Below are 26,554 nucleotides of genomic sequence, written 5' to 3'. Positions count from 1 at the left end.
TTTCTTGTGTTTTATAACATGAGCCTTTCTCTAAAGTCTTTATAATCTATATATAAGTATTAATTTTATATTTTTTCATCTATCTTATTTTGTCATACCTTCTATTCATTTTTCAATTTAGCGTTAATGAGTATGTTGGCAACACCTTACTAATTATTAAAGGTCAATTTACATCATATTTCATTTTAAAGGATTTCAAAAATTAAAAAATTAAGGTTTGGAAAGGACGTTTCAATGAACAAGCTAGAAAAAGAAATACTTCAATTCATAAATGAACAGTATCCGTTGAATTTTATTAACATTAAGCCAATAACAAATGAGATGTATGAATGTCTTACAGAACAAGGTACATACTTCAGTAGAATTACAAACTACAAAACATATGAAGAACAGATAGAAGAAGTTATATATACGAATTTTTTATATCAAAATGGTTTAGGTGTTCCACCAATAATCCCTTCATTACAAGGGAATTTTGTAGAAAAATTCACATTAGACAAGGAGATTTTTGCTGTATTATATAAAGCTGCTCCTGGTATACATTTACCAAGGTCTGAATGGAATTCTAATATATTTAAAAAACTTGGTAAACAAATTGGAAAATTACATCGTATATCTAAAAGCTTTGAAAAGATTAAACCAGTAAAACATATAAACGATTGGTATGAAAATGAAGAATATAATTTCCTTAAATATATCCCTAAAGAAGAAAATACAATAAGAGAAATTGCATCTGACGTTTTAACTTCCATAAAAGAGCTACCAAAATCCCCTTCAAATTACGGCTTAATACACGGAGATTTATGGTTAGAAAACATTTTAGTCGAAAATAATTCAAACTTAACAATGATAGATTTTCAAGACTGCGAAAAACATTTTTACATATTCGATTTAGCCGTTCCTATTTATAGTGCGATAGAATATTCATTTGCTGGAAATGGGAATATCGTTGACTATGAGTATTCTATTACAAAAGCACTATTTGAAGGCTACCAAGAGGAAAATGAGCTACCAAAAGAGATGAAAGACAAGTTTCCGTTATTTATTAAATTAAAGGAGATTTTTGAATATAGCTTAATGCATATGTATTGGGATAAAGAAGAATTAACGGAGGAACAAGTACGGATTATGAACCTTTATAGGATGAAGATCGAAAATAATAATACCTATATCAATATTTAAGAATGCTGTTGTTTAACTGCAAGGAAACTTTGGTTAAACAACAGCATTTATTAATTAGCTGACAACCTTTTTTATGACTTATAAATACTGATTCAATAATCTTCTCAAATACACTTCATTTTGCGGTGATACTTTTTCAGAAAATCTAGCTGCAATAATAATAGGGCCCATTGAAAAACTTCATCTCTTGATATGCCGGTACGACTGCAATATATATGTAAATACATCTCAGCTAATTCTACCGAAGATTGTGAGTACAACAAGTATGTTCGAAATACATCTGCGCGAATATCACCTGAACTAGCATCTACCCAATCTATAACTTTCACTTTCTCTTCCTTATTCAAAATCAAATTAAATGGATGAAAATCTCCATGACATAGCCTAAAATCAAATGTAATAAAATCTAATTTTTGTAATATATCCTTCTTTTTGCGTTCATCCAATTTATGCACAGATTTAATTTGACGCTCTAACCTCTCCCTCATTAACTCCATTTCATCTGTATTCACATGTATAGCATGGATCTTTTTTTGCTCATTAACACAAAGGCTGATATAACGCTCTGCCTCATTTAAATTATTAAGCAGAAGATCACCAATGTTGTCCCCTTTTACATGTTCCAAAATAATTGCCTGTCTATTTTGTATCTTTTTCACTTCAAATACGTTTGGAACTGGCAACCCGCATGAATACGCATATTTTTGTTTTTTTGCTTCATTCATAGACTCTGTATCTGGGAGGTAATCTTTAAATAATTTTACAACCTTATCATCAGTTAAATAAATTTCTGCTGTATTCCCTTTTGCAATTGGATTACCTAAAACCACTTTATTTCCCCCCTTAACATAAATTAGAATAACTCCTTATACTTCTCTTTAAATTCACTATAATCCTAGCTAAAACCTTCTTCACGAATATACAAAAAACTTACCGCTTTCCATCCTTAAATAGAAAGCGGTAAGTTTAATTGTTTAGGAATATCCGAATGAAACTCTGATGTATGCACAATTGAAAATGTATATCCTTGCTCAATAAATGATACTTCATTACGTTTACATTCAAATGATACACTATTTTTCTTAAAATTATTTTGGATTCGCTGTAAAAATGCGACGTCTGGTGTTCCGAAAGAAACGTATACTTTCGGTGATAGAGCTTTCATCGCGATTGGAATCCAAGGTCGCTGCCACCAAGTCGCGACGATATATGCAGTGCCACCTATAACAAAGTTAAAAATATCCCCATCTTCCATCGTTTTCATATTTAGATTTGATTTTAACCATTCCGTAAAAACAGGTACACTTTTAACAGGAAGACCAATTTCCCTTACGTATAAAATGTTTAAAGGTGAGTGTGGTACTAATACATCCTCTTTAACATAACTATGTGCGATAATTTCGAGTAGATTTCCATCTCCGTCTTTAAAGTATAAATTGAATAGACCATTCTCTTCACCAATTACATTTCCATTTTGCCATTTTACAATGAGTAATCCAGAGTCCTTTAACCATTTTGCTGTTTCATGGAATTTTGAATATGGGATTTCAAAAGCAAAATGTGCAGGTGCGATTGGTTCATACACTTCTTGAAAACTAATTGTTGTATAAGGTGTTACTTCAAATTGAATGAAGGATGCTGTTTCTTTTTTTATTGGAAAAGATAATATGTCCTTATAAACTTGTTTTACCCCTTCTATGGAAACCGTTTGTAGTTTTATATCTGATATATGTGTAATCACTTTACATTCCCCCTCATTTCTTATTATCTATTCGTATTGTATTACACTTATAAATAGATAAAATCAAACGGAAGGATGGATTTTTCATATAGAAACTACAACTTTAGTATGAATATGTTAGCTCCAATTATTTTTTATTTCCGCTATAACAATTTCTGGTTTATCCCAGTGCAACATGTGTGTAGTATCAGGAATTACTTTTACTATACTGTCCGTTTTCTCTTTAAAAACATTTGCTGTCTTATCTCTATAATCCGCCCAAACTTGTGGGACTGTAGCTCGAAGTAATACAATATTAGCCGGTAGCTTCTCATATATATCTATTGTTTCATCTTTATGCATACCTCTTATTATATTACTAGCTGTATTTCCCCTGGCATGCCACCATACTTTATTATCCATTTCGATCCCTAGATCCTTTACAGCAACTTCTAACAATGAAGACCACCTAGTATAAGCTGCTTTTTCACTTTTGAAAAATTCGTCCCAATTATTAAAAACGTATTCATCAAAGTCCTTTTCATAATAAGCAATTTCTTCTTCCAACGTTTCTTCTTTAAGCCTTTTTGTTTGATATCCACCATCAATAAGAATACTTCCTTGTACTTTTTCTGGATGATTTAACAAATAAAATAACGCTACAAAACTTCCCCATGAATGTGATAGAAAATAGAAGTATTCGATTCTCAATTCATTTATTATTTCATTTAACCAATTTGCTAAATTGTGCATCTCATAATCTTCTGTTCTTTCAAATGGGGGTGTTTTACCATGTCCAGGTGCATCAACGGAGATAAATCTATACTCTTCTTTTAATTCCTCAGCAATTTCTATAAAACTTAAACTCGTACTACCTAATCCATGTAAACAAAAGATAACGGGCTTCTCATTATTCCCCCATTCAGTAATATGTACATTTATTTTTTCATTGCTAATATAGTAACGTTTCAAAACATTTATCCTCCATATTTTGATTTTTTAATTTAAACTTTATTTATTTCTATTATTTTCAAGTATTTCCTGTATTCTTTTCCACACAAAAAGCTGCTTTTCTTTAAATGAAAAGCAGCTTTTACACTAAAATACATTATAATTTAACAGCAATAATCATAAATCTTTTTGAATTAGTACGAATCCCTTTTTCAGAACTATACGTATCAATGAACTTTTGTAAAATAGTAAAATCCTCTTCCTGTTCTCCGAATCTAGGAATAATAGGGGTATGTTTTAATAAGAAAATGAGATCTTCAGACCTACTGTAATAATCGGTAACATCATATTCACGTACTTGCACGAGATCAAATCCTGCACTAATAAGTTCATTCATATACTTTTCTTTTAAAGTACCATCCCGTTCACCTAAGCATTGTCCTCTACCAAATGCTTCTTTCAGGTTTAATTTATCATTCTCACTTACTTGTTGTGTTAAGAAAAAGGCACCCTTTTTCATTACTTTCGCTAACTCAGATGCCAGAAACGGGGCATGACAACTTGAAGCAATATCAAAATGTGCATGTGGAAATGTTAAAGCTTCAGAACCCATTTGAAGAAACTCAACATTTTGTACACCTGATTTTTTCAAGTTAGAATGTGCCGTTGCAATCATGCCGTTAGAATTATCAATTCCAATCAACAATTTAGCTGATGATGCTATGTTAAGTACATTTTCTCCTCCGCCTGTACCAACATCAAGTAAAATATGTGATGGTTTACACCTTTCTTTTACCTCACTATAAAAGTCCCATGTATCTCCTACAGTTTCACATTTTATTTTGCTAAAATCCCATCCATTTAATCTTCCTACTTTATCATAGAAGCTTTTATACTCTAATTCGTTCATCTTATTACTTCCCCTTTGTAAAAATAAATTAAATATGTATAATAACCTACGACACTCCTTAATTATATATTATAAAATACAAATTATTAAAACAATATTTCCCTTCACACCACAATAAGTTTACATAACATTTTTATGGTTTATCTTTATCTATATATTCTAAATGCCCTCTTCCCCAACTACACATACTATCCAAAACAGTACTGACTGTTTTTCCATGTTCAGTTAAGCTATATTCTACTTTAGGTGGTATTTCTTGATAAATTTCGCGTTTTATTAGTTGATCTTGCTCTAATTCACGTAATTGCTTCGCTAACGTCCCTTGAGATATATCTGGTATCAATCGCTTTAATTCACCAAAACGTTTCATTCCATCTGTTAGCAAAATAAACAAAATGAGTGACTTCCATTTCCCACCGATTATTTGTAATGTTGCTATTACCCCTTTTAACTTCGGTTCTTGTAAATCCATTTTTCTCACCTCTCCTCAGATATCATAAAGGGAAACTTTAATCAGTGGGGGTTTTGTTCATCCCACACTGATTATTAGTTGAACCAATCGAGCTTTTACGGGCAATTGATCTCTTACCTAACTTCCTTGCATTTTCCTAACTTTGAGGTGAGAGTTTTACTGCCCGTTAATGCGGGATAAACCATATTTAGAAATTTTTCCTATTACTTATCCGCATGTATAGCGATTAGTACGAAATTTGCGACTATGTACATATAAAGTGCGTACTTTTCACTTGCTCCCTTTTAGCGAATAATAAAAGCATAGCACAGTTAGTTATATTCTAAATTTTTTATTAAAGGAGTGGCTAAAATATGTCTATTACTACATTAAAAAATAGCCGTATTGTTATCATTGGCGGGAGTTCTGGTATTGGATTAGCAACAGCAACACAAGCAATTAAACAAGGTGCACATGTTATTATTGCCGGACGCTCGGAAGAAAAATTAAAAGTTGCTCGAGAAGTAATAAATAACAATCATCTTCAAACTTATATATTGGATAATCAAAATAAAGAGCAATTACAAAATTTTTTCAAGACAGTTGGGAACTTTGATCATTTATTCACACCGGGAGCCTCTTATACACTTGGACCAATTACCTCTACAGAGGAAATTGCTGAAAGTAGCTTCATCGGAAAGTTTTGGCCTCAATATTATGCCGTAAAATATGCAATTCCTTTTCTTTCAAACTCTGGATCGATTGTGTTAATGTCTGGTGCATTTAGTCAAAGACCACTTAAAGGCGCACCTGCTTATGGAGCTTGCAATGGTGCTATTGAAAGTTTAGGGAAGGCTTTAGCTGTGGAATTAGCTCCTATTAGAGTTAATGTGGTTTCTCCTGGAACAATACAAAAAGAAAATGAACAAAACGAAAATAGACTAGCTGCTTATGAATCTTATAAATCTCTTTCTCTTGTAAAAAGGCCTGGCCATAATAATGAAATTGCACATACTGTTCTATATTTAATGCAAAATAGTTTTACTACGGGTAATGTATTATTTCCTGATGGAGGGTACACATATCATTAATTATTAAAAATTTAATGCCTCCTTGTATTAACTAGTATTAAGGAGGCTATTATTAACTAAAAAAGGGATATATTAATGTAGGATCTTCTTTCAAAAGTTCTGCTAACCACAATAATTGCGGAAAAGGTCATAAGATTAACTCTTTATCCAGCAACCCCTTTTGTTCTCGAATCATTCCGCCTCCTCGCATAAAAACCGCCCTAATTTCTATTCCCTACAATTTTATATAAAATCAATATTATAAAGTAGGATTCAACAACTTCTTACAGAATTCTATATTTAATACATATTGGACGGATTATTTTCAAATTCCTCTATAAAAAAGGGAGGTCATACAATTGTGAAATTTGTACAAGAACGAAGATTAACTGTCAAGACAACTTTTTCAAAAGAATACAAGATTTTTATTTTTGGTTTACTCATTTCACGAATCGGGGATTCACTATATACTTTTGCAATGCCTTGGATTGCCTATCAATTAACTGGTTCAGCTGTAATTATGAGTTCTTTATTTGCTGTTAACGTATTGCCAATCGTTTTATTTGGCCCTTTAGTTGGTGTACTAGTTGATCGATATGATCGAAAAAAGTTACTTTGGATGGCGGATATTATCAATATTATTTTAGTAAGTCTCGTACCAATTCTACATGCATTACATCTATTAGAAGTCTGGCATTTATACGTAATTACTTTTATCTTAGCAGTTATGTCCATGCTTTTTGATGTAACAACAGTTACAGTCATTCCACACATCGCAGGTGCATCATTAACGAAGGCTAATTCTTTATATCAAATGGTTAATCAATTGGCTAGTTTGTTTGGTCCAATCATAGCTGGGCTTTTCATATCTTTTATTGGCGGCTTTCAAGTACTTTGGATTAATGTTCTTTCATTTATTGCTACATTAATTGCTGTGATTATATTACCTTCTATGAAAAACTTAAATAAAAAGAATACTGATAAAAAAACATTGCAAAATGTACTAAATGATTTGTTTGATGGATTTAAATGGCTCAAAAATGATCGGTTAAATATAGCTTTGTCACTTCAAGCTATGGTAGGTAACTTTGGAGCAAGTGCTGTTTTAGGTGTACTTATGTATTATTTATTATCGACATTAAATCTTACCTCCGCACAAAGTGGTTATAATTATACTTTAATAGGAATAGGTGGGCTTTTAGGAAGCTTAATTGCCGTTCCTTTAGAAAAGAAATTTCGACGTGGTATACTTATTCCTTTACTCCTATTTTTTGGAGCGCTTGGATTAACATTTGCTTTATGGAGTACATATTGGCTTGCTCCCGGAATTGCTTTCGGTATCGCGATGACATGTAATATCACATGGAATACGATTGTTACATCAATTCGGCAGGAAACTGTTCCATCCAATTTGCAAGGACGTGTTTTAGGTTTTTCTCGTGTACTTACACGATTATCTATGCCATTGGGGGCATTAGTAGGTGGAATTATTTCAGCCTACAATCCTGTATTTATATTTGCTTTAGCTGCTTTTACTAAAATAATTGAAGTCTTTATTGCCTTATGTAGTCCGATACGAAAACTGTAAAGAGGAAAAATTATATATTTTGAGATATTAATAAAATAAAAAAAGGCATAAAACATGCCTTTTTTTATTACTTATTTGTTTATTGGATAACAAACTTCTGTAACCCACTTATTAGGATCCGCTTCCATCGCTGGGCTCACATGATAAATATTAAACATCGGGCCTGCTAATTTATAACCCTCTGTCTCAATCCATTTTGCCGCAGCCTCATTTACAGCTGTCATCTGTTCATAACTTCCATTAACTGTTATAGAAGCTACATTAGTCGATTCCATATTTTTAAATGTAACGTCTTTTGTATTTTCGTGCTTACCTAGAATACTTAGCTGTATTTCTATATCTACATCATTTTCTTTGTATTCACGATCATGGAAAACCGCAATACTATAACTCGGTTGGGCAATACTAATATTTTTCATTTGAATTTCTTGCATTAATACACTCCATAAATCACCTTCGCAATTATACGATGGAATAATCTTTCTAACACTAGCTACAGTTCTTTCTGGAATTTCTTTTATTGAAACATGATAATTCATCTCAACAACATCCTCTCTCATCGTTTTCATTGAGTCTTCGAGGAGACGTAATTGTTTTTGGAGGTTATTCATGTCTTCTTTAATTTGAGCACTACGATTTAAAAATTGCTCTTTTATGGTATCTATATTATCGCATTCTATTATTTCTTTGATGGTAGCAATATTAAACCCCATAGCTTTTAACGTTTGAATTTGATTTACTTTTTTTAATTGGTCTGCTGAATAAAATCGATATCCACTCTGCTCATCGACTTTTACTGGTTGTAGTAATTCCACTTTATCGTAGTGTCTCAACATTCGTATACTAATGGAAGAGAGTTTTGAAAAATCCCCTATTTTAAACATGATTTCCTCCTATAAGTTACATCTACTTTGAAGCTCAACTTTATCTTAAACAATGACATTGTGTGAGGGTCAACTATTTTTAACGATTTAAATAACAATTTAACATGTTATATTTATATAATTAAAAACCTATATTCCTGTTTTTATGACTACTGCAATTGACAATCATCACTAGTTATTTTTCTCAAGACATTCATAAACCGCCATCATATCTCGTTTATCCAACTCACGTATGCGATTAAAAATTGGTATTTGTCCAACAGCTTCTGTTAATAAGCTTTCATTCACAACATCACTTACTTTTCCAGTTAACCACGTTTGTACATCCACGCCCTCAACAACTTCTTTTAACCCTTCGTCATTAATACCACTTGCATTACAAGTTACACATGGAATTGTTAGTTTAAAGACACCATCATGTAGATTATCTTCGGTTATCACTTTCTTACCTTTACAAAATGGACATGGATTACTCTTTTTAATTTTATTAATTTGGGTAACTAATTTTTTGTATCCAAACGCTTCGTATACATACGTAAGTTTTTTATATTTACCATTTGTGAAATATTTATTTATAATGTTTTCTCTCGTTTCATAAACATTAGGGAAATCACAAACAGTTACTTGATTATTAACACTAATGGATTCGATATTTCCTTTTATTTCACCCCAGAATGGTAAAACATTTTGTAACACCATTTCATAGTTTGAAAAGCTTGCTTGTTCTAATTCAAACATTTTCAATGCAACTTGTGCTTTTCTTGGCAATAAAGAAACATCTTCTGTCAATACCATATCGCCACCAACAATAGACTTCAATTTAACAAGTGCCGGTAAATCACCAACTGTTTTCAATACTTCATTAATAGGCTGATTGATTATTTCACGAATATCTACGTTACCAAATTTAAGTGGTTTATGATGATTTAAAACCGTCCCCTCACAAATTGGACATTTCATCATTTTTTTTGAACTCTTAATTTCTTCTTTAATAGGTGCTTTTGAAATAACAATATATCCACCAATAATTGTATTAAACCCTACCCATGTTCTGCGTGTCTTTCCTTTTTTATCATAAAATGATTTTTCAAAATACCCGTACCAAAACGTATGCTTTTCTTCTTCTGACATATCATTATAGCTCTTTGACAAATCGTGACCAAGCTCATTTTTTATTTCGTCGAATAGAAATTCTATTTTTTCATGCTGATAAAATTTTAATACCTTCATGATTTCTGGATCGAATAGCCCATCCCAAAATGGAACACTTTTATCTTGAATGGCAATATCTTTATCAAAAACTTCAATTTGAAGACGTCCAGAACAAGATGGACAATGATTGTCCTGTGAATAGAAATCAAAACTTCTCGTATCTTTATTAATTGGATGAGCAGCTACAATATGATTAATTAATCCACCAATCTCATATAAGAAGCTAAATTGACTATATAAATGTCTTTCAAGATCAATAGCAATAACAGGTGCGATTGTATCAGATTCATATTCACCATAAATTAACCTAGCCATTGATGATAAACTTTTTAAAATACCGCCCTTATAAACGTTTTCGGCATTTTTAAAATAGTTAATATGATTCCCTTCTAAATAGTGAACTCCTTTTTTCTGCTTAAGCATTGAAGAGATGTTTATTTTCTCTGTGCTATTCACATTACTTTTTTGACGATAGTAATCCTCATGATTAACAACATCCAAATGCTCTACAGATTCATTCTGCCTTTTTCCAAAATCAACTATATAATCAGAGCTTTCTAACATGTAACGATTATGCTCAATCATAATGATTGAAACTGATTCATCTTGCAGAATACCTCTAATACTATCGATAAATTGATTTAAAATATTTTGTGATAAACCTTTTGAAGGCTCATCAAAAATGAATAATGTATGTGGATTTCTAGTGTTTGCAAATAATTCTGAAACTAAATGAACACATTGAAATTCACCTGTCGATAATGTTTGTGTTTTTCTCTCTAATGTTAAATAGCCAAGCCCTAATTTAATTAGTAGGCTCAAACGTTTATAAGCGATATCTTCATTTGGAAGTTCATCAATAATATCCTCAATCGAGCGCTCAAAAATATCATCAATGTCTTCACTATACTTTGTCAGTTTCTTTTTAATATCTAGGAAAGTTGCTACAGTTGATCGACTTGTAATCGATTGATTTCGGTCTTGTCCTACCATAACTAATTTATCTTTTGGATATCGTTTCAAAAAATCTGTAGCTAGGCATTCATTGACAAGTGTAGATTTCCCACATCCCGATTCTCCTGTAACTGTTACAAGCCTGTTTTTAGGAATTTGAAACTCAGCCATTTGGATATTACGGCAATATAAATCATAGAATGTATAATATTCTGTTGGCATTTCTTTATTTCGATCCCACAGTATTGACTTTGGTCTTGGTGATTCTTCCACAATTTTGCCACCATATTTTCCGCTACCAGGTCCAAAGAACAATTGCTCATCAGTTGTATCTAGTACTGTATCTGAATGATCAATAAGCCAAATTTGATTTTTACGCCCTAGTCGTTTAATTTCTTCTAAAATTTGTAATAAAGTTTCATGATCAAGTCCAACTGAAATCTCATCAATAATAATTACAGCATTTTCACTTACTGCCATGAATTCAGCCAAATAAAGTCGTGTTAACTCTCCACCTGACAACGTACCCATAATTTGATTTAATGTTAAATAACCAATGTTCATATTAATAATATTTTGCAGTATATGCTGTTTTTCTTCACTAATATTTAATTCTTTTGCTAGTGAAAGAATAGATTCAATACTTAAATCATTAATATTTGAGATTGAATGTGGCTTGTCCAACAAATCAATTTCATATTGTTCAATTTCTTCACTATAACGTTTTCCCTTACATTTTTTACACTCAACATTTTTTGTAGTACCACGGCCTTTACAACCAGTACACCAGCCTAATTGATTATTAAATGAAAAGACCTCTGGAGAAAGATTAAAAACTTCAGCAAGTTTTTCCCGAATCTCTGTAAAAACACCAGTATGAGTACCAATCGTTGAACGCGGATTAGACGAAATCGATGATTTTCCTAGAAAAAGTACTAAAGGCATTTCTTCCATCTTAATGGCACTAAAATTTGTTTCCATAATGTTAGGAAATAAATATTGATATTCAGCCTTTGGTAATAAAGAAACTAATCGTTTTTTTGACTCTTCACCAATTGTTTGGCAAAAAGTTGTTTTACCCGATCCAGATAACCCAGCAATTCCAAACGATTTATTAAACGGTATAGTTGCATCTAATTTATTTATGTTATTAGCAATTAATTGATTTACTTTCATATTAACCTCTATTCTTATTTATTCACAAAAGCATTTTTACAATATAATAATTACATAATGAATATTACCTATTATGCAATTATCCTCTCACTTCATGAATCTTATCCTTGTATATTTCAAACCACTGTTGCCATTCATCTTTAGAAAATTCTTTCTCTTCTCCTTCTAAAACGTAAGAAAAAAGATTTAAACAAATATGCCAACCAGCTATATCTCTCGGTGTATGATCTGTTAATTCATGAATGTACTCTTTTAGGAATAAAAGAGTACCATTTTCCTCTTTATGTATTTCAAATCGGACACGGTCTTTATCCCAAGTAAATTCAAGTACTGAGTTTAATTGACACTCTAAAATATCAATGTTTATGAATGAACCGTCCATCATGTCGAACTTTATTATTCCACCCGTATTAAGGCTCTCAATCTGTAAATTGGACATCCATTTTTTCAGCTTACTGTTTTCTGTTAATACAGACCAAACTTCTTCTGCCGTATATGGAAATTGGCGTTCAAATTTTACAATATATCCATCAGTTAGTTTCCTAATTTCAGCTATCATTTTGATTGCCTCCTTATATAGAATATATGTTCTCATTCCATTTTACACGAATATAAATATAAAATAAATATTTATGTCAACGAAGTGTTAATTTAAAGTGAATGGTGCTGAGAAAAACTTAAATATTTTCTAAATCGAGTTATATAATATTGAAAATTAAATATAGATTTACGTACAAATAAAAAAGCCGCATTTGCGACTTATGAAATCATAGGATTAACTCCTTTTTTTGTTGAATGATTAGCGCTTAATCGCATCGACAATTAGCGATGGAAAACCAAGTTTATCGCCTTTATTTCTAGAATCATACCTTTTCGAACGGAAAATAACACCGTCGTTTGCATCCCATTCGTTGTAATAAAACCGACCATTTTCATCACAATATTCAAGTAAAACTACCTCGAATCCAGCAGTTTCAAACATTTTCGTTAATGTTGTATAATTATGAACGATTTTATGACTTGCTGCTGGATGATCTTTCGGACCGGGGCCCCCTATTTGAACTATATTTTGATATGCCTCATCCTGAAAGAATGCATCAGGGACTCCGCACCGAATATGACCAGATGGTTTTAAAAATTCATAACAAATTTCAGCTGCTCTTACACCTTCTTCAAAAGTAAGGTGTTCCCATACATGCTCAGCTAAAATAGCTGAAATAGAGTTGTATTCAAATCTTTTTTCCCACGTAGCTTTATCTAGTAAGTTAAGTTCATCTTCTTGCGTTTGAATCCAACCTGGATTATTATTAAACACTCCAGCTCCGACAACTACTTTAATTTCGTCTTGTTTTATCGCCACCATGTTCACCTCTTAAATATTTTAATTCATTAATATATTCTATGTTTACTATTATCCTTCCTCCTTCAACAAATTTAGTAACATGAGTCCAGTACAATACCGAACTCATGTCCTAAAAACTCTCTAACGCAACGATCTGTCTAACTCTATAAAATTAGTTCATAATATACGATTTTTCTTACAGAAATATAGCACAGCAAACATTAGCATAATACCAATTACGTAAAAAATTGTTGTTCCGCTCCCACCAGTATTAGGAATTACCCAATTATTCTTCGTATTTTTCACTGTTATTTTTTGTGTCTTTACTGCTTCTGTAATTTCTATTTCTATTGGATCTCTAAGTAACGTGTATCCGTTCGGTGCTTTCATTTCTTTAATCGTATACTTTCCAATTGCTAATTGGTTGGAAATTACCTTTCCTTTTTCATCCGTTATTAATCTACTAACTTCTTTCCCTTCTTTATCTAACACTTGAAATACAGCGCCTTTTAGCTTTAATTCACTATCCTTATCATCAACTTTTTCAATTTCAAATTGCCCAGTCGGATCTGGCAATTTCTTATTTCCTATTTTAATTTCTACTACTGTATCTTTTTCTATTTTTACAGCTATTTTATCTTTTAATAATTCATAACCTTTAGGCGCTTCTATTTCCACTACGATATAGTTTCCTATTGGTAAGTCTTTTGATATTACTTCTCCTTCTTCATTTGTTACTAGTTCTCCAACTATTTTTCCTTTTGAATCTTCAATTTTAAACTTTGCTCCTGCTAGCTTTTTATTTTTATCACTTATGTCTACTTTCACAAGCTTCATTTTCCCCATTGGATCTGGCAATTTCTTATTTCCTATTTTAATTTCTACTACTGCATCTTTTTCTAATTTTACAGTTATTTTTTCTTTTAATAATTCGTAACCTTTAGGTGCTTCTACTTCCACTAAGGTATAGTTTCCTATTGGTAAGTCTTTTGATATCGCTTCTCCTTCTTCATTTGTTACTAGTTCTCCAACTATTTTTCCTTTTGGATCTTCTATATGAAACTTTGCCCCTGCTAGCTTTTTATTTTTATCACTTATGTCTACTTTCACTAACTTCATTTTTCCCATTGGATCTGGCAATTTCTTATTTCCTATTTTAATTTCTACTACTGCATCTTTTTCTATTTTTACAGTTATTTTTTCTTTTAATAATTCGTAACCTTTAGGTGCTTCTACTTCCACTAAGGTATAGTTTCCTATTGGTAAGTCCTTTGATATCATTTCTCCTTTTTCATCTGTTATTAACTCTCCAACTACTTTTCCTTTTGAATCTTCTATATGAAACTTTGCTCCCACCAATTTTTTATTATCATTATTACTATCAACTTTTTTTATTTTTACTTTTCCAGTACTAGGCTTGTTCCAATGTTGCCAGTTAAATTTAAAATTGTGAAATTCAAATCCACCAGTTTGTTGTACCGCGCCGACAAATGCTTGTCCATTAATCGAGCCGCCTTTTGTTTCTAATACAGCATTTGGGGCAAACACACTCCCAACGACACCATATCCCTCTGTTGTAATTTTTTTCGCATTTGGAAAAACCCAAATCACTTTCCCGTATAGCTCAGTAAACGGGGAATTAGGAGAATATGGTTGTGATGTAGGAACTATATCTGTAGCCCTTCCAATATTGTTCGTGTCATATAGAATAGACCCATTTTTAAATGTAACCTCTGTTACATCCGAATACATAACAATAAAATCTTTGTCCTTAGCATTTGGTAAAAATACATCTCTTATATCTAAATTAATTTCCCCTGTCAATTCTGATGAAACATAAATATTAGGATTGTTTATATCTTTTCCGATTCCATGACTCATATTTGGAATTGGGGTATTTGTTTTATATTGACCTGCATTTTTACTGACTTGGTTCACTATATTGCGAAATTCATTAAATTTCGCGTCAATTTCTAGTTTTTCTTTATAAACGATACGATCATAAGAGGATTGTATGATGCGATCTGGATCACTCTCTTTTGTCATTACTACTATTCCGTTTTGAATGATAAAAGATTCTTCTCTTGATTTCTTAAATTTTCCAGACAATAACAAGGACGGATATCCCTCATCAACCCATTTTTCACCTACTATATTAGATGTTCCCGCTGCAGCACCTACAATTGTATACCCCGATGCATCCATATCACCTTGAACTGCAATTGCTCCTTCAATGTCGCCACCTATTGCTTTATGGTTACCAAAGACAACAGCATTATAGCGCGATATATCACCTAGACCTTCTAAGTTTGTCGTGGATCCATATACTTCTTTTGGTACATATATGACAAAACTTACACTTAACATTAACAAAACAATAAAATGAATACTTACCAGCTTTAATCGTAGCCTCAATTCCTTTGTTCCCACCTTTACCGTATTTTTCCTATAGTCGCATAAAATGACATATTCACCAATGAGGATTTACTTCATCCTTTCTATACTTTCTATACTTTCTTTACTTATCTCTGAATTTCCGGTCCCACTTCCCATTAATGCAGGATAAATAAATATATTCTATCGAGTTAACCTTTTCTTATAAATTACGACTAGAAACACACATAACAATAGGATTGGAACTATTACAGTCCACTTATTAAATATAAATATCTCTGTACTCACTTTTTGTTTTTCTTTCTCGTTTAACTCCACACGCACACCTCGAACTAGCAACCTATTGGTGTTTACTCCATAAGGCGTACACGTAATTAAAGTTGTATAGTCTTTATTTTCTACAATTTGTAGATCGTCCGTTTCGTGTGGTAACACTACTTTAATTTGATCTACTTTATAAGCAAGAACTTTGTCTAAAGAATGAATATAAAAAAGATCTCCTTCACTCAACTTATCTAAATCTGTAAATAATTTTGCTGATGGTAAACCACGATGCCCTGTTAAAATAGTGTGCGTATTTTCTCCACCTATCGGGAGCGAAGAAAAATCTAAATGACCTATCCCGCGGCTCAATACTTCCTCAGATGTCCCTTGATAGATTGGCAGTTTTATATTGATTTTCGATATTTCAATATACCCCATTACATCTCCTAAATTTAACGCATCAGCATATGCTCGATGATTACTTTTTTTTTCAGAAAATGGATCAGTAAATGTTTTCGTGGAAGTGTGAACTTGTTTATTATATTCGGCTGCTTCTTTTTCCCTACGTTCGACTTCTTTCTTTTGTAATGCTTTGATATTCTTATCGTAAGAGCTAATCTCAGAATAATGTGCACGAGTCGCCAACCAATTACTAATAGTAGGATATAAAAAAACACCTAATCCAAATAAAAAAATACCTCCCAAAACAAGATTTCGTTTCATATTTCCACCTCTGTATATGCTTAAATATCGAAAAGAGGGAAGCATTTTGCTTCTCCCCTTTTCCCATAGTTACATGTTCCTAAAATCTTAATTATTAGCAGACTTTTTTCTAAAGAAAACAAATGCCGCTGTAACCATTAACGTAAGACCTATTACAGTAAAAAGAGTCGTTCCTATGCCACCCGTTACCGGAAGAACCCATCCACTTTTATTATTTTCAATCGTTAATTTAACCGTTTGATTATTTTCGCTAATCTTTACATCAATGGGATCTTTTAATAATTGATAAGAAGCTTTTGTACCATCTTCTTTTGTATATGTTGGAGCTTTCGTTTCGAAAATTTGATAGTCTCCATATGGAATGTTAGACCATTTAATAACACCATTTTCATCTGATACACCTGTTACTTCTTTTCCTGCTACAACAACTATTTTTCCATTTTTATCTTTAAGTACAAACTCTGCACCTTTTAATTTATTCTTATTAGCACCATCAATTTTTGTTAACTCAATTATTCCAGTTGTTGGAACAACAACTACAGGTTTAGATTCCTTTTCTCCAATTACATCATTTTTATTTGTAAAATCAATTTTTGCTGTATTTAAAATTTCCGAACCAGATGGTACTCCTTCTTTTACTTGAGATTTAATTTGCAAATGAAATTCTTTTTTACCATCTAATTTTGTGAAATCTTTTACTGTAGCTGTTACCTTTTGACCTTCTATAGCTACCTCTACAATGCTTGCATTTACTTCTGCTCCATCAATTTTCACGATTGGCTTTCCTTGAATCACTAAACGATTATCCAAAGTATCTGTTACCACATATTTTTTGTATTCCTTAATGTCTTCTGGAATTAATGTTTTAATATCATAATTATAATTAGTTAACGGATTGATTGGTAACGCTTCCGATTTTCCGTTAATCTTTTTATCAATTGTTGGTTCTTCATAGTTTTTCACTTCTAATTTAACTACTGTACCAGAAGTAATAGTTCCATCTTCATTAATTGTTCCGGCGTTCTTAACAAAAAACTCACGTTTAGTTGGATCTATTACATAGCCTTTCGGAGCTTTTGTTTCTTGGAAATAGTATTCTCCATACACCAATCCTTGCACGTGAATATGACCATTAGCATCTGTTACTAACTCTTTTTTCACTTCTGTACCGTCTTTTTTAAATAAAGAGAATACTGCACCTGCTAATGCTTTTTCATTTACACCAGTTTTTATTAAATCAACTGCACCACGTTTAACCTCATTTTTAGGATACATGTGAACATCATAGTTTAGCACCTTACCCTCTTTATTCGTTAATGGGATATCCACTGTATACGTATTGGGATTTAGATTAACATGTGGAGGTCCTGCCACTTCTTTCACCTCATAACGTCCTAGCGGAAGATCTTTTAATACAGCTTGTCCGTTATCATCTGTTACTACTTGATTTGGAGTGGCTCCCATTACAGGTTTCACGTCTTCTTTTACGATTTTCCCATCGTTTGAAATTTTTTCAAAAGAAGCAACCCTTTTTACTTCAAACGTTACACCTTTTAATGGTTTCGCATCTTTTGGCACCTCTTGATTTGCAGAACCGTCACCTTCTAGTCCCTGCGCTCCATCTTTTTCTTGTTCATACTTATGAATCGTTAAAGTACCTTTAGATGGTGAATCCGCCTTTACTAATACACTAGACCATGTAGAAAATGTTAAGAAAAACACTAAAAGCACACTAAATATTTTTTTCATTTCTCTTATCCCCTTTACTACTTCTATCATTTTAAAAATCTCTTTATTACTATTACCTTCTTAAAAGCAATAGTGTGCCAAGTATCAGATTTAAACGAATAACATAAAACATAGTCGTCCAACAATCCATTGTTTACAATCACTTATTCACTTTTCTTATCTTCTATTATTACGTTGTCTCTCCACATGATATATGTAATTTTCTCCCCTAAATTACACTTATATCCCTATTTCAAGAATCATTACATTTGTTACATAATAGCTTTCACTACTAATTTCGACTAGTCACTTACTGTCAATCTATTAATTTCTCACTTCCTATCCCTATTTAAAATCCAATCTTAATCATTATTAATACATATAAGTAATAACCAACAAATAAGTGTGACGATTCATATTTTACGCTACTGTCCAAAACTATTACCTGTATATTCGAATAATATGTGCTATTCATGTTAAATTATGGTATTATTCTTAGAAGTTTATAACTTTTATTTATATTTTTTATTAATAAAGGTTTTCCGTTTCTACTTATGAAAAAAGGAATATATGTTTATTTAACTATTACGCATAACTGTAAGGAGGAAGAATATGACTAAAAAGCTCAGTCTAGTTGAGATAGAGTACATTTGCAATATGTTTTTCCAATCTTTTGAAATTCCAGTTTGTTTTTTAGATTGTAACAAAAATATTCTTTTAGAATTCACATCAAAAAATGATTCACACTCGTTGTATACATCAAAAATAGAACAGTTACATGTGCTTTTTCAGAGAAATGATACATATAATTCCCCCATCTTCAGAACTCACGAACATCTAGGGCACTTTATTTTAATTCACATAAAGAGCGATTATATGGTGAACGGTACTGTTATTATTGGGCCCTTGGCACATGTAAATTTTTCTACAAGTAAAGCGGATAGTAAACTTAATTTTATTCCAAATTATAAAAGAACAAGAGACCATTATTTTTCATTGTCAGTCAAAGATCAAAATTTCTTTGTAAATATAGCAATATTGTTCTATAACATTCTCTATAAAAAAAATTCAGATGTAAGCACATTTTCAAATAACAGTGACTCACTTCATATAAGTCATAGCAGAATCTTAAACGAAGATGTATATATTTCAATGCAAAAAGACGAATCCATTTATCATAATTTATATATAGAGCAGCAACTACTTGGTTCTATAGAAAACGGGGATAAAGAAACCGTGCTCAAATATTATTACGAATTCCAACAAGAGACTCTTTCATCTTTATCTTCATTCCATCAATTAAGACGTCATAAAAACATTTGTATTTCATCCATCACGCTCGCTACTAGATATGCGATAAAAGGGGGACTTCCATCTGGGATTGCTTACAAAATTTATGATTTACATATTCAAAGAACAGAAGATTTAAAAGACAAAGAATCTGTTTGGGATTTATTAAAAAATGCTTTTTGTATCTTTGCAGACCGTGTAAAGGCACAAAAAACACAGCAACATTCACAGACTATCGCTATTTGCAAAAACTACATTTATAAAAACATTTACAATCCAATATCTGTTAAACAACTTGCTAAATTTGCAAATGTGAATTCAGATTATTTATCTATATTATTTAAAAAAGAAGTCGGTATTTCATTAATTGAGTACATTCAACGTGAACGAATCGAAGAAGCAAAGAAATTATTAACTTTCACCACCTATCCCTTATCAGACATATGCGCTTCGCTTAATTTTAGCGATCAAAGTTATTTCACTAAAATTTTTAAAAAATTCACCCATGAAACACCTGGTAAATACCGAAAATCTCATGTTGTCATTTAGAGTGACACTTCCATTAAAACAAAGTGTTTTCAGTAACTTATCAATGGCAAATTAGAAGTACTCCTATATTCATGAGCTATAGGATTTATGCTATTTTCAAATCAAAAAACACGTTACTATTCTCATTAAAATAAAAGAATAGTAACGTGTTTTATATGTAATATAGTTCTGTAGACAGAATAGTATCCAACTGCAAATTTTTATAAAAGCCAAATGTACCGCTTAACTATTAAAATCTTAATAAGTAAAAAATCCATATTTCGTTTTATTTACTTTCTACTTTATTTCTTTTGAATACTCAACTCTTTTCTTCAAACGAATAATCCCTACTATTATTTTTGTATCTTTCTAAATTTGCGAATCAAAGTGAGTACTGTACCTGCAATAATCATCAATATGCCGATTGCTGCACTGTTAGTTGTACTTACACCCGTCTTTGGCAGCTCCTTATATGTATATTCTTTTTTATCGGTATTACTGTTATTTGAGATATTATTGTTATTTGTCTTATTAGCAAGACCATTAGGTTTGCTAGTTTCTTTATCTTTCACTAATACTTTTTGTATTGTATTTACCTCATTACCCACGGAATCTCTTACACTATATATTATTTCATAAGTACCAGCTTTAGTTGTATCTATAGTTCCTTCATACGCTACTTTAGAAGTAAGGTCACCGTCTTCTTTGTCAGTAGCTGATACTCCTACCAACGGATCAAATTGATCACCCTCAGTAATTGAAGTTGTAGCAGGTACTTTTAGTATTGGTTTATCATTTTTAACTTCTTCTCTAACTTTGACCGTTACAGTTTGCTTCGCCGTTACTTCATGACCTTTAGAATCTGTAACCGTGTACGTTAATATGTAAGTACCGGCTTTAGATGTATCTACTTCACCATCAACTTTGATTTTAGAAGTGAGATCACCGTCTTCTTTATCGATAGCTAATACTTCTGCCATTGGAACAAATGAATCTCCTACATGAATTGTCGCTCCAACAGGCACTGTTAATTTAGGTTCTAAATCTGATGTTTCTCCATTTTTCTCTACAATTACAGTCTGTCTAGCCGTTGTATTTCTCCCTTGGGAATCAACGACCAAGTATTCCACAATGTATGTACCTGGTTTTGAAGTATCTACATCGCCTTTATGCTTTACTTTATTTGTTAAATCACCATCTTCTTTATCAACAGCTTTTACATTTCTCATTGGATCAAACGTATCACCTACACGTAGTGTAATGGTAATCGGTACAGTTAACTCTGGAGCTTGGTTTTCTACTGTTTTTTCGTTTTCTTTCACTGTTCCTGTAATTTTTGCCGCATCAAAAGCATTTTGGATTGCTTGAACTTCAATTGAGTTCGTTCCATATTTATTAGTTGCAACTGTAAGGCATGCCAATCTCAATTCAGAGAAATCAGAAGTCATGTTTAATTCATCAGTATTTGCATAATAGAAAATATCAAACATTTTATCTTCACCAATACCATTTACATTTACGCCGTTATGAGTACCACCTTGTGCAATTAAATACGCAACTTTATTAATAATACTTGAGTTAAAATGAACGCCTCCATAATCCTCTCCATTTAAATCATTATATTTACTATAATCATCAGGATACGGTAGTCCTTCTGAAAAATTAATTGCAGTTGGATTTTTCATATTACGAAAAATCGATCCCGTTTGTTCTCCTATTGTCCAGTTAAATTCTCCATTATTTATGTATTTCTCTATAGCCGTTCCCATAATATCAGATAATGCCTCGTTAATCGCCCCAGATTCTCCTGAAAATTCAAGGTTAGATTCGCTAGATGTAACCGCATGTGTAAATTCATGACCCGCTATGTCGAACGCTTTTACCATTGGATCTCCATATAAAAGCATACTAATGTTATTAATATTAGTACTAAATGCATTCTCCCAATTTTCAGGATCATTTGTTCCTCCGGAATCCCATGCATGTACCACTGAAACTACTTTTTTCCCTTTATTATCAAAACTATTACGTTTATATTTTTCTTTATAAAAATCATATACCTTTGTTGCTAAGAAATGAGCGCTTACCGCCTTTGGATCATTAAATGTCGTTGAAGCGCTAGTTGTTAGTATACCAGGATAATAACTTTCTTCATTTGTAATATCTCTATACTTTACATCATATGTCTCAATTCCTTGTCCTCTTGTGTAATCAGCAAGCGCATAATTCCCACTGGTCTGTTTAGAAATACCAAATGTACGAGTTACGCCTAAATCATCTTTTCCTGTTCCAGTTAATGATGTGAAATTGCTAGTTTTATTTTCCTTAACGGATTGAACATACTCTTCACTTATTTTCAAACTTGATTCTTGTACCATATCTTTTAACATTTCACCATTACTAGCATTCACTAAATAAGTTCCAGATACATAATTTGGTGTTGTAGCAGCAAATGTAACTTGATATGCATTGCTAGCCTGCCCATGATTTTCATCAACAAAAATAACCGTCTTAACTTCTGGTTCAGAAATAAATTTAGTGTCATTTCCGTACCTTTTATAAATATATTGTTTCGCTTCTTCTTTTGATAAATTAATAGGTTTCTTTAAATCTTCTTGTGTTAAATTTTGTGCGCTAGCTCCTGAAATGCTTTTAATAATACCTTTTTTATCTACGTGAGCAGTCAACTGGTGGCCATACACTTCTTTTCCTTCATATATTTGTTGCATGCGCACCAGTGTAGTTCCATCATAAGAACCACGTTTTTGAAGAACCTTGTAATCTACTCCTGTTTCTGCACTAACTTGTTTTGGAGACAAAGCATGCTCCGTATTTTCCTTAAGTGCATCCTTCACTACATTCTCTGGCGTTTTTTTTGATGGTTGTGTAAGATCACCTGTACGGAACGAATCCTCTTGAATTTCAACTTGCATTTGACCAGGTTCCTCTGCATGACCTACTCCATATGGTGTTACACTTGTTAAAACGAATCCTGTTGTTAATGCAACTATAGCTATTTCTTTTTTATTTCCCATGATATTTACCTCGTATAAATTTCTATTATTTATATGAAACTGCTAAAATGTATACAATCTATTCCTAACATAAAAAGATGACTTTTGTAATCTACAAAAGCCACCTCTTCAATATGTAATATCCCTAAAATGTTTTTAATACATAATTTCTATACAAAAAGAAAAAAGCATTCATTAACGAGCATTTTGCAATACTTTTATTAGGTCATTTATATTTTCAACTTTCTGCTGAAACTGATCAAGTCTGCTATGTAGCGATGAAGGATTTTTATCTTCAGTTGAAATAACTTGTTTTAATTCGTTTTCTAATTTATCATACATATCAAAGAAATTATCAAATTCTACACTTACAAGCTCTTCATTTTCGCGATAGAATCTTTTTGCTTCTATATAAGTCATATATGATTTATTTAAAAATCCTAATGAAATTAAATATTTAGAAGTGTTTTCTTGATAAATAGCAATATCACATGCCATTTTAATATCAGAATAAGTCTTTTGAACGAGACAATGCAATTCAAAAATCTTAAACTTTAATCCATTATTCATTTCATCCCCTCCCATCGTATCTATTCTACATAAAATTAGAATATTATACAAAGAAAATTATTAGTATGAAATTGACAATTAAAAAAATAACTTAAGGATAAACAAACTCCCTCGCATTATAAATTATAGTTACGGAGCATTTACCAACATAACAGCAAAATAAAAAGCAAAAAGAATAAATCTTTCCGCTCTTAGAGTAATAAATACATTTCATATTGTGCTAAAGAATTCTTTTCAAATCTACATTTCTTTAAAAAACCCTCCAGTAAATTATTGTTAGGAAACCCAATTGATAAACTTGATAAATGTAATTCTTCTCTTGCTACTTCTAATAATTTCATCCCAACACCAATATTTCTATAATCTTTGTCTACGAAAATAAAACTAATTTTACCTTGTTCATTTACACATAGAGAGCCTTTTAAGTCATTAGTGACATATGCAACATAAAATACATTATTTGTTTTTTCGATATAATCAACATCATTTTGCCAATTTATATGGAAGTTTAACCATTTCTGAATTTCATCTTTAAAAGTTGGAAATTCTAATTGTTTTACTTCAATATCCTTACAATCTTTATTCATTATTTTAGTCAAATCATTTAAATTATAATAAGAAAGATCGTACACTTTTTCATAGCCCAACTTATTATAAAAATGAATCGCTCGGTCGTTTCCTACAATGACTTCGAGAAAAAGTTGCTTACATCCATGTTGAATCGCCTCTTCTTTATGCAGTTCAAATAATTTTTGACTGACACCAATACCGCGGTAATTAGGATGAACCGCTAATGTTCCACAGCGCATAGTCTTTATACTTTCATAATCCTTTATACCACCTAATATTACGCCAACTGATTTGTCACCGTCTAAAGCAAGAAAAGAATGTTCTAGCAAATTACCTTCTGGTCCCAAAAAACGGTGTATAAAATCACCTTTTGAAACTTCCATCTTAATAATATAATCGGAAAATCCATCTTTAAAAGCTTCATATACTAAATCAATATTTACTTCACTACATCTTTTATATTGAATCATATAAAATTGCCCTCCAATTGCTTGTATTAACCGCAACATGTACCCATATAATATATTCCATCTATTATAAATTTCAGCTCTTAATTTGAAATGAACGGACATTTCCCTACATATAACCCACTATTAATTTGTTTTATAACAAACTATCTATTATTTACTACATTAATCTCATAAACACGCAAAAAAGCAATTAAATGCTCACATGCTCTTTCGCATGCTAGCATTTTAAAGATTTTTTGTTCTTCTTTCGTTTTATCATTTGCTTGATCTGAAGCAGCTTTTAAACATAGAAATGGTTTTTTATTTATTTGGCATACATAGGCGAAAGCTGCTACTTCTTGATCAACTGCCAATGCTCCATATACGGTATGGAGTAAATATCTCATTTCTGAACTACGAATACGTTGATCTCCGGATAAAAATGTACCGAAATGTATTGGATCATATGATCGTATTTTTTTTATTCTTCTTACAAGTGATTTTGTTGTTTCAATAGGTGCTGTTCTACCGTTATATAAATTAAAAACATCTTCCCCTGAGCCAGCTGCAGTAACATCGTGTTGTATTGCGTTTAGTGCCACTACAATATGACCGTTTTTCACCTTGTTTGATAAACTTCCGCATATTCCTGTCATAAACAACTCATCTGGCTGAAACTCACTAATTAACAATTGTACACAACTAGCGCAGCTTACTTTACCAACACCAGTAACAACTGATATAATTTCCAGCTCATTAATAGTATGAAAATGAAATTCCCAAGCTGCTCTTTTTTCAACACGTTCACTCGGATAATGTTGATGCAAATACGTCAGTTCTGGTTCCCATGCAGATACTATTGCAATACGTTTCATTACACGCTTCACTTCCCCTATTGTCATTTAAATAAGTTATCTATACTTTCTCGTTCATAATCTGGAATCCATTCTTTGTATTTCTTATATAAATCTCGTATTATTTCTTTATTCTTCGCAATTACTTCACATCCTCTATCATCACACATAAACATGACAATATCTTTCGTTGCATTTATGAGAAATACATCTGGATAAGAAATTTCTTTTTTTCGTCCAAATCGAGGATACAGAGCAGAGAAATCCTCGTGATTAGCAGCTTGTATAAGCAATTCATACTTAATATCTTCCGCAAGACATTTTAAAGAAAAATGATATGTACAATATAAATCTGCTTCTTCATCTTCAAATAGAAACGGTAACGTTTCTTGTCTTATATGAAATCTTAAATCTCTTTTCTTAATATATTTATTGTATACATTTATTTTCTGTGGAGTTTTTATGTTTTCCTTTTTAAATCTATAAACATTTGTCACTACAAACACTACATCTTCTTTTGAAAATATGTCTTCAAATAAGAATTTATTATATGTATATAGTTGAGAAAAGTATTCCATATTTAAATCGTTGGTTCCTTCTACAATTTGATATTTATCTTTTCCGAAATCAAAATGTAAATGATTTCCCCACTGAGAATATAAGTAGGGTCCTAATGTAACTCCTGGAAATGTTTGATTCATATATTCTTTTAATTGCATTTCCTTGTCCT

The 26,554-nt window shown here is 31.6% G+C and carries 20 protein-coding genes and 1 pseudogene; 4 read left to right on the top strand and 17 right to left on the bottom strand.

All coding sequences use genetic code 11. From position 1 onward, the window contains the following. The first annotated feature begins 234 nt into the window (after nucleotides 1-234). A complete protein-coding gene (locus tag ACS2FK_RS17070) occupies nucleotides 235-1,182 on the top strand; it encodes a phosphotransferase enzyme family protein (RefSeq protein WP_063547354.1) in 948 nt (315 codons plus the stop codon). A 78-nt stretch (nucleotides 1,183-1,260) separates the two neighbouring features. Here ACS2FK_RS17070 and ACS2FK_RS17065 read toward each other — a convergent pair. The 5 genes and pseudogenes from ACS2FK_RS17065 to ACS2FK_RS17045 all read right to left on the bottom strand — a co-directional run bounded on the left by ACS2FK_RS17065 (nucleotide 1,261) and on the right by ACS2FK_RS17045 (nucleotide 5,235). Further along, nucleotides 1,261-2,012 (bottom strand): annotated as a pseudogene (locus ACS2FK_RS17065) (aminoglycoside phosphotransferase family protein). A gap of 116 nt (nucleotides 2,013-2,128) precedes the next feature. Continuing rightward, nucleotides 2,129-2,923: a VOC family protein gene (locus ACS2FK_RS17060; RefSeq protein WP_000627924.1), complete on the bottom strand. Its 795-nt coding sequence runs from the start codon at nucleotides 2,921-2,923 to the stop codon at nucleotides 2,129-2,131. Nucleotides 2,924-3,040: 117 nt separating this feature from the next. Next, nucleotides 3,041-3,874 carry an alpha/beta fold hydrolase gene (locus ACS2FK_RS17055; protein WP_000833454.1) on the bottom strand — a complete coding sequence of 278 codons (834 nt, stop codon included), beginning with the start codon at nucleotides 3,872-3,874 and terminating at the stop codon, nucleotides 3,041-3,043. A 136-nt stretch (nucleotides 3,875-4,010) separates the two neighbouring features. Continuing rightward, nucleotides 4,011-4,763: a class I SAM-dependent methyltransferase gene (locus ACS2FK_RS17050; RefSeq protein ID WP_053564430.1), complete on the bottom strand. Its 753-nt coding sequence runs from the start codon at nucleotides 4,761-4,763 to the stop codon at nucleotides 4,011-4,013. Nucleotides 4,764-4,896: 133 nt separating this feature from the next. Continuing rightward, nucleotides 4,897-5,235 (bottom strand): winged helix-turn-helix transcriptional regulator, encoded by a 339-nt coding sequence (locus ACS2FK_RS17045; RefSeq protein WP_000365537.1) that lies wholly within the window; start codon nucleotides 5,233-5,235, stop codon nucleotides 4,897-4,899. Nucleotides 5,236-5,588: 353 nt separating this feature from the next. Between ACS2FK_RS17045 and ACS2FK_RS17040 the strand changes: the two genes are divergently transcribed. After that, nucleotides 5,589-6,305, top strand: coding sequence for an SDR family oxidoreductase (locus tag ACS2FK_RS17040; RefSeq protein WP_000029109.1), 717 nt, complete (start codon nucleotides 5,589-5,591; stop codon nucleotides 6,303-6,305). Between the two features lie 340 nt (nucleotides 6,306-6,645). Next, nucleotides 6,646-7,872, top strand: a complete 1,227-nt coding sequence (locus tag ACS2FK_RS17035) for an MFS transporter (RefSeq protein ID WP_063547352.1) — start codon at nucleotides 6,646-6,648, stop codon at nucleotides 7,870-7,872. 71 nt (nucleotides 7,873-7,943) lie between these two features. Here ACS2FK_RS17035 and ACS2FK_RS17030 read toward each other — a convergent pair whose 3' ends face one another. From ACS2FK_RS17030 to ACS2FK_RS17000, 7 genes are all read right to left on the bottom strand, one after another. Beyond that, nucleotides 7,944-8,756 (bottom strand): MerR family transcriptional regulator, encoded by an 813-nt coding sequence (locus ACS2FK_RS17030; protein ID WP_063536412.1) that lies wholly within the window; start codon nucleotides 8,754-8,756, stop codon nucleotides 7,944-7,946. 171 nt (nucleotides 8,757-8,927) lie between these two features. Beyond that, nucleotides 8,928-12,098, bottom strand: coding sequence for an ATP-binding cassette domain-containing protein (locus tag ACS2FK_RS17025; protein WP_063547351.1), 3,171 nt, complete (start codon nucleotides 12,096-12,098; stop codon nucleotides 8,928-8,930). Nucleotides 12,099-12,177: 79 nt separating this feature from the next. Then, nucleotides 12,178-12,657: an SRPBCC family protein gene (locus tag ACS2FK_RS17020; RefSeq protein ID WP_063547350.1), complete on the bottom strand. Its 480-nt coding sequence runs from the start codon at nucleotides 12,655-12,657 to the stop codon at nucleotides 12,178-12,180. A gap of 240 nt (nucleotides 12,658-12,897) precedes the next feature. Continuing rightward, nucleotides 12,898-13,461: a class I SAM-dependent methyltransferase gene (locus tag ACS2FK_RS17015; RefSeq protein ID WP_140157204.1), complete on the bottom strand. Its 564-nt coding sequence runs from the start codon at nucleotides 13,459-13,461 to the stop codon at nucleotides 12,898-12,900. A gap of 156 nt (nucleotides 13,462-13,617) precedes the next feature. Further along, nucleotides 13,618-15,855, bottom strand: coding sequence for a SpaA isopeptide-forming pilin-related protein (locus tag ACS2FK_RS17010; protein WP_063547349.1), 2,238 nt, complete (start codon nucleotides 15,853-15,855; stop codon nucleotides 13,618-13,620). Between the two features lie 162 nt (nucleotides 15,856-16,017). Next, nucleotides 16,018-16,821, bottom strand: a complete 804-nt coding sequence (locus ACS2FK_RS17005) for a class C sortase (RefSeq protein ID WP_080469929.1) — start codon at nucleotides 16,819-16,821, stop codon at nucleotides 16,018-16,020. Nucleotides 16,822-16,908: 87 nt separating this feature from the next. After that, entirely contained in the window at nucleotides 16,909-18,570 is a 1,662-nt protein-coding gene (locus tag ACS2FK_RS17000; protein WP_080469930.1) for an LPXTG cell wall anchor domain-containing protein, read from the bottom strand. 591 nt (nucleotides 18,571-19,161) lie between these two features. Between ACS2FK_RS17000 and ACS2FK_RS16995 the strand changes: the two genes are divergently transcribed. Next, complete coding sequence (locus ACS2FK_RS16995) at nucleotides 19,162-20,388, top strand: helix-turn-helix domain-containing protein (protein WP_063547346.1); 1,227 nt, start codon at nucleotides 19,162-19,164, stop codon at nucleotides 20,386-20,388. A 332-nt stretch (nucleotides 20,389-20,720) separates the two neighbouring features. On the opposite strand, the gene ACS2FK_RS16990 is transcribed toward ACS2FK_RS16995, so the two are convergent. The 5 genes from ACS2FK_RS16990 to ACS2FK_RS16970 all read right to left on the bottom strand — a co-directional run bounded on the left by ACS2FK_RS16990 (nucleotide 20,721) and on the right by ACS2FK_RS16970 (nucleotide 26,543). Further along, complete coding sequence (locus tag ACS2FK_RS16990; protein ID WP_063547345.1) at nucleotides 20,721-23,402, bottom strand: M4 family metallopeptidase; 2,682 nt, start codon at nucleotides 23,400-23,402, stop codon at nucleotides 20,721-20,723. A 174-nt stretch (nucleotides 23,403-23,576) separates the two neighbouring features. Beyond that, the gene (locus ACS2FK_RS16985) at nucleotides 23,577-23,951 is read right to left on the bottom strand and encodes a hypothetical protein (protein WP_001059026.1); all 375 of its coding nucleotides are present in this window, start codon (nucleotides 23,949-23,951) and stop codon (nucleotides 23,577-23,579) included. A 191-nt stretch (nucleotides 23,952-24,142) separates the two neighbouring features. Further along, the gene (locus ACS2FK_RS16980) at nucleotides 24,143-24,991 is read right to left on the bottom strand and encodes a GNAT family N-acetyltransferase (protein ID WP_063547344.1); all 849 of its coding nucleotides are present in this window, start codon (nucleotides 24,989-24,991) and stop codon (nucleotides 24,143-24,145) included. 143 nt (nucleotides 24,992-25,134) lie between these two features. Further along, entirely contained in the window at nucleotides 25,135-25,872 is a 738-nt protein-coding gene (gene mtnN, locus ACS2FK_RS16975) for a 5'-methylthioadenosine/S-adenosylhomocysteine nucleosidase (protein WP_000151939.1), read from the bottom strand. After that, a complete protein-coding gene (locus tag ACS2FK_RS16970) occupies nucleotides 25,869-26,543 on the bottom strand; it encodes a DUF3885 domain-containing protein (RefSeq protein ID WP_043924663.1) in 675 nt (224 codons plus the stop codon). Before ACS2FK_RS16970 ends, mtnN begins: the two co-directional genes overlap by 4 nt. Nucleotides 26,544-26,554 lie beyond the last annotated feature (11 nt).

Origin of the sequence: Bacillus cereus group sp. BceL220 (assembly GCF_051776965.1) — a bacterium.
Taxonomy (GTDB): domain Bacteria; phylum Bacillota; class Bacilli; order Bacillales; family Bacillaceae_G; genus Bacillus_A; species Bacillus_A cereus.
The sequence above is the reverse complement of the archived record's forward strand: the minus strand, read 5'-3'. Positions and strand labels throughout refer to the sequence as shown.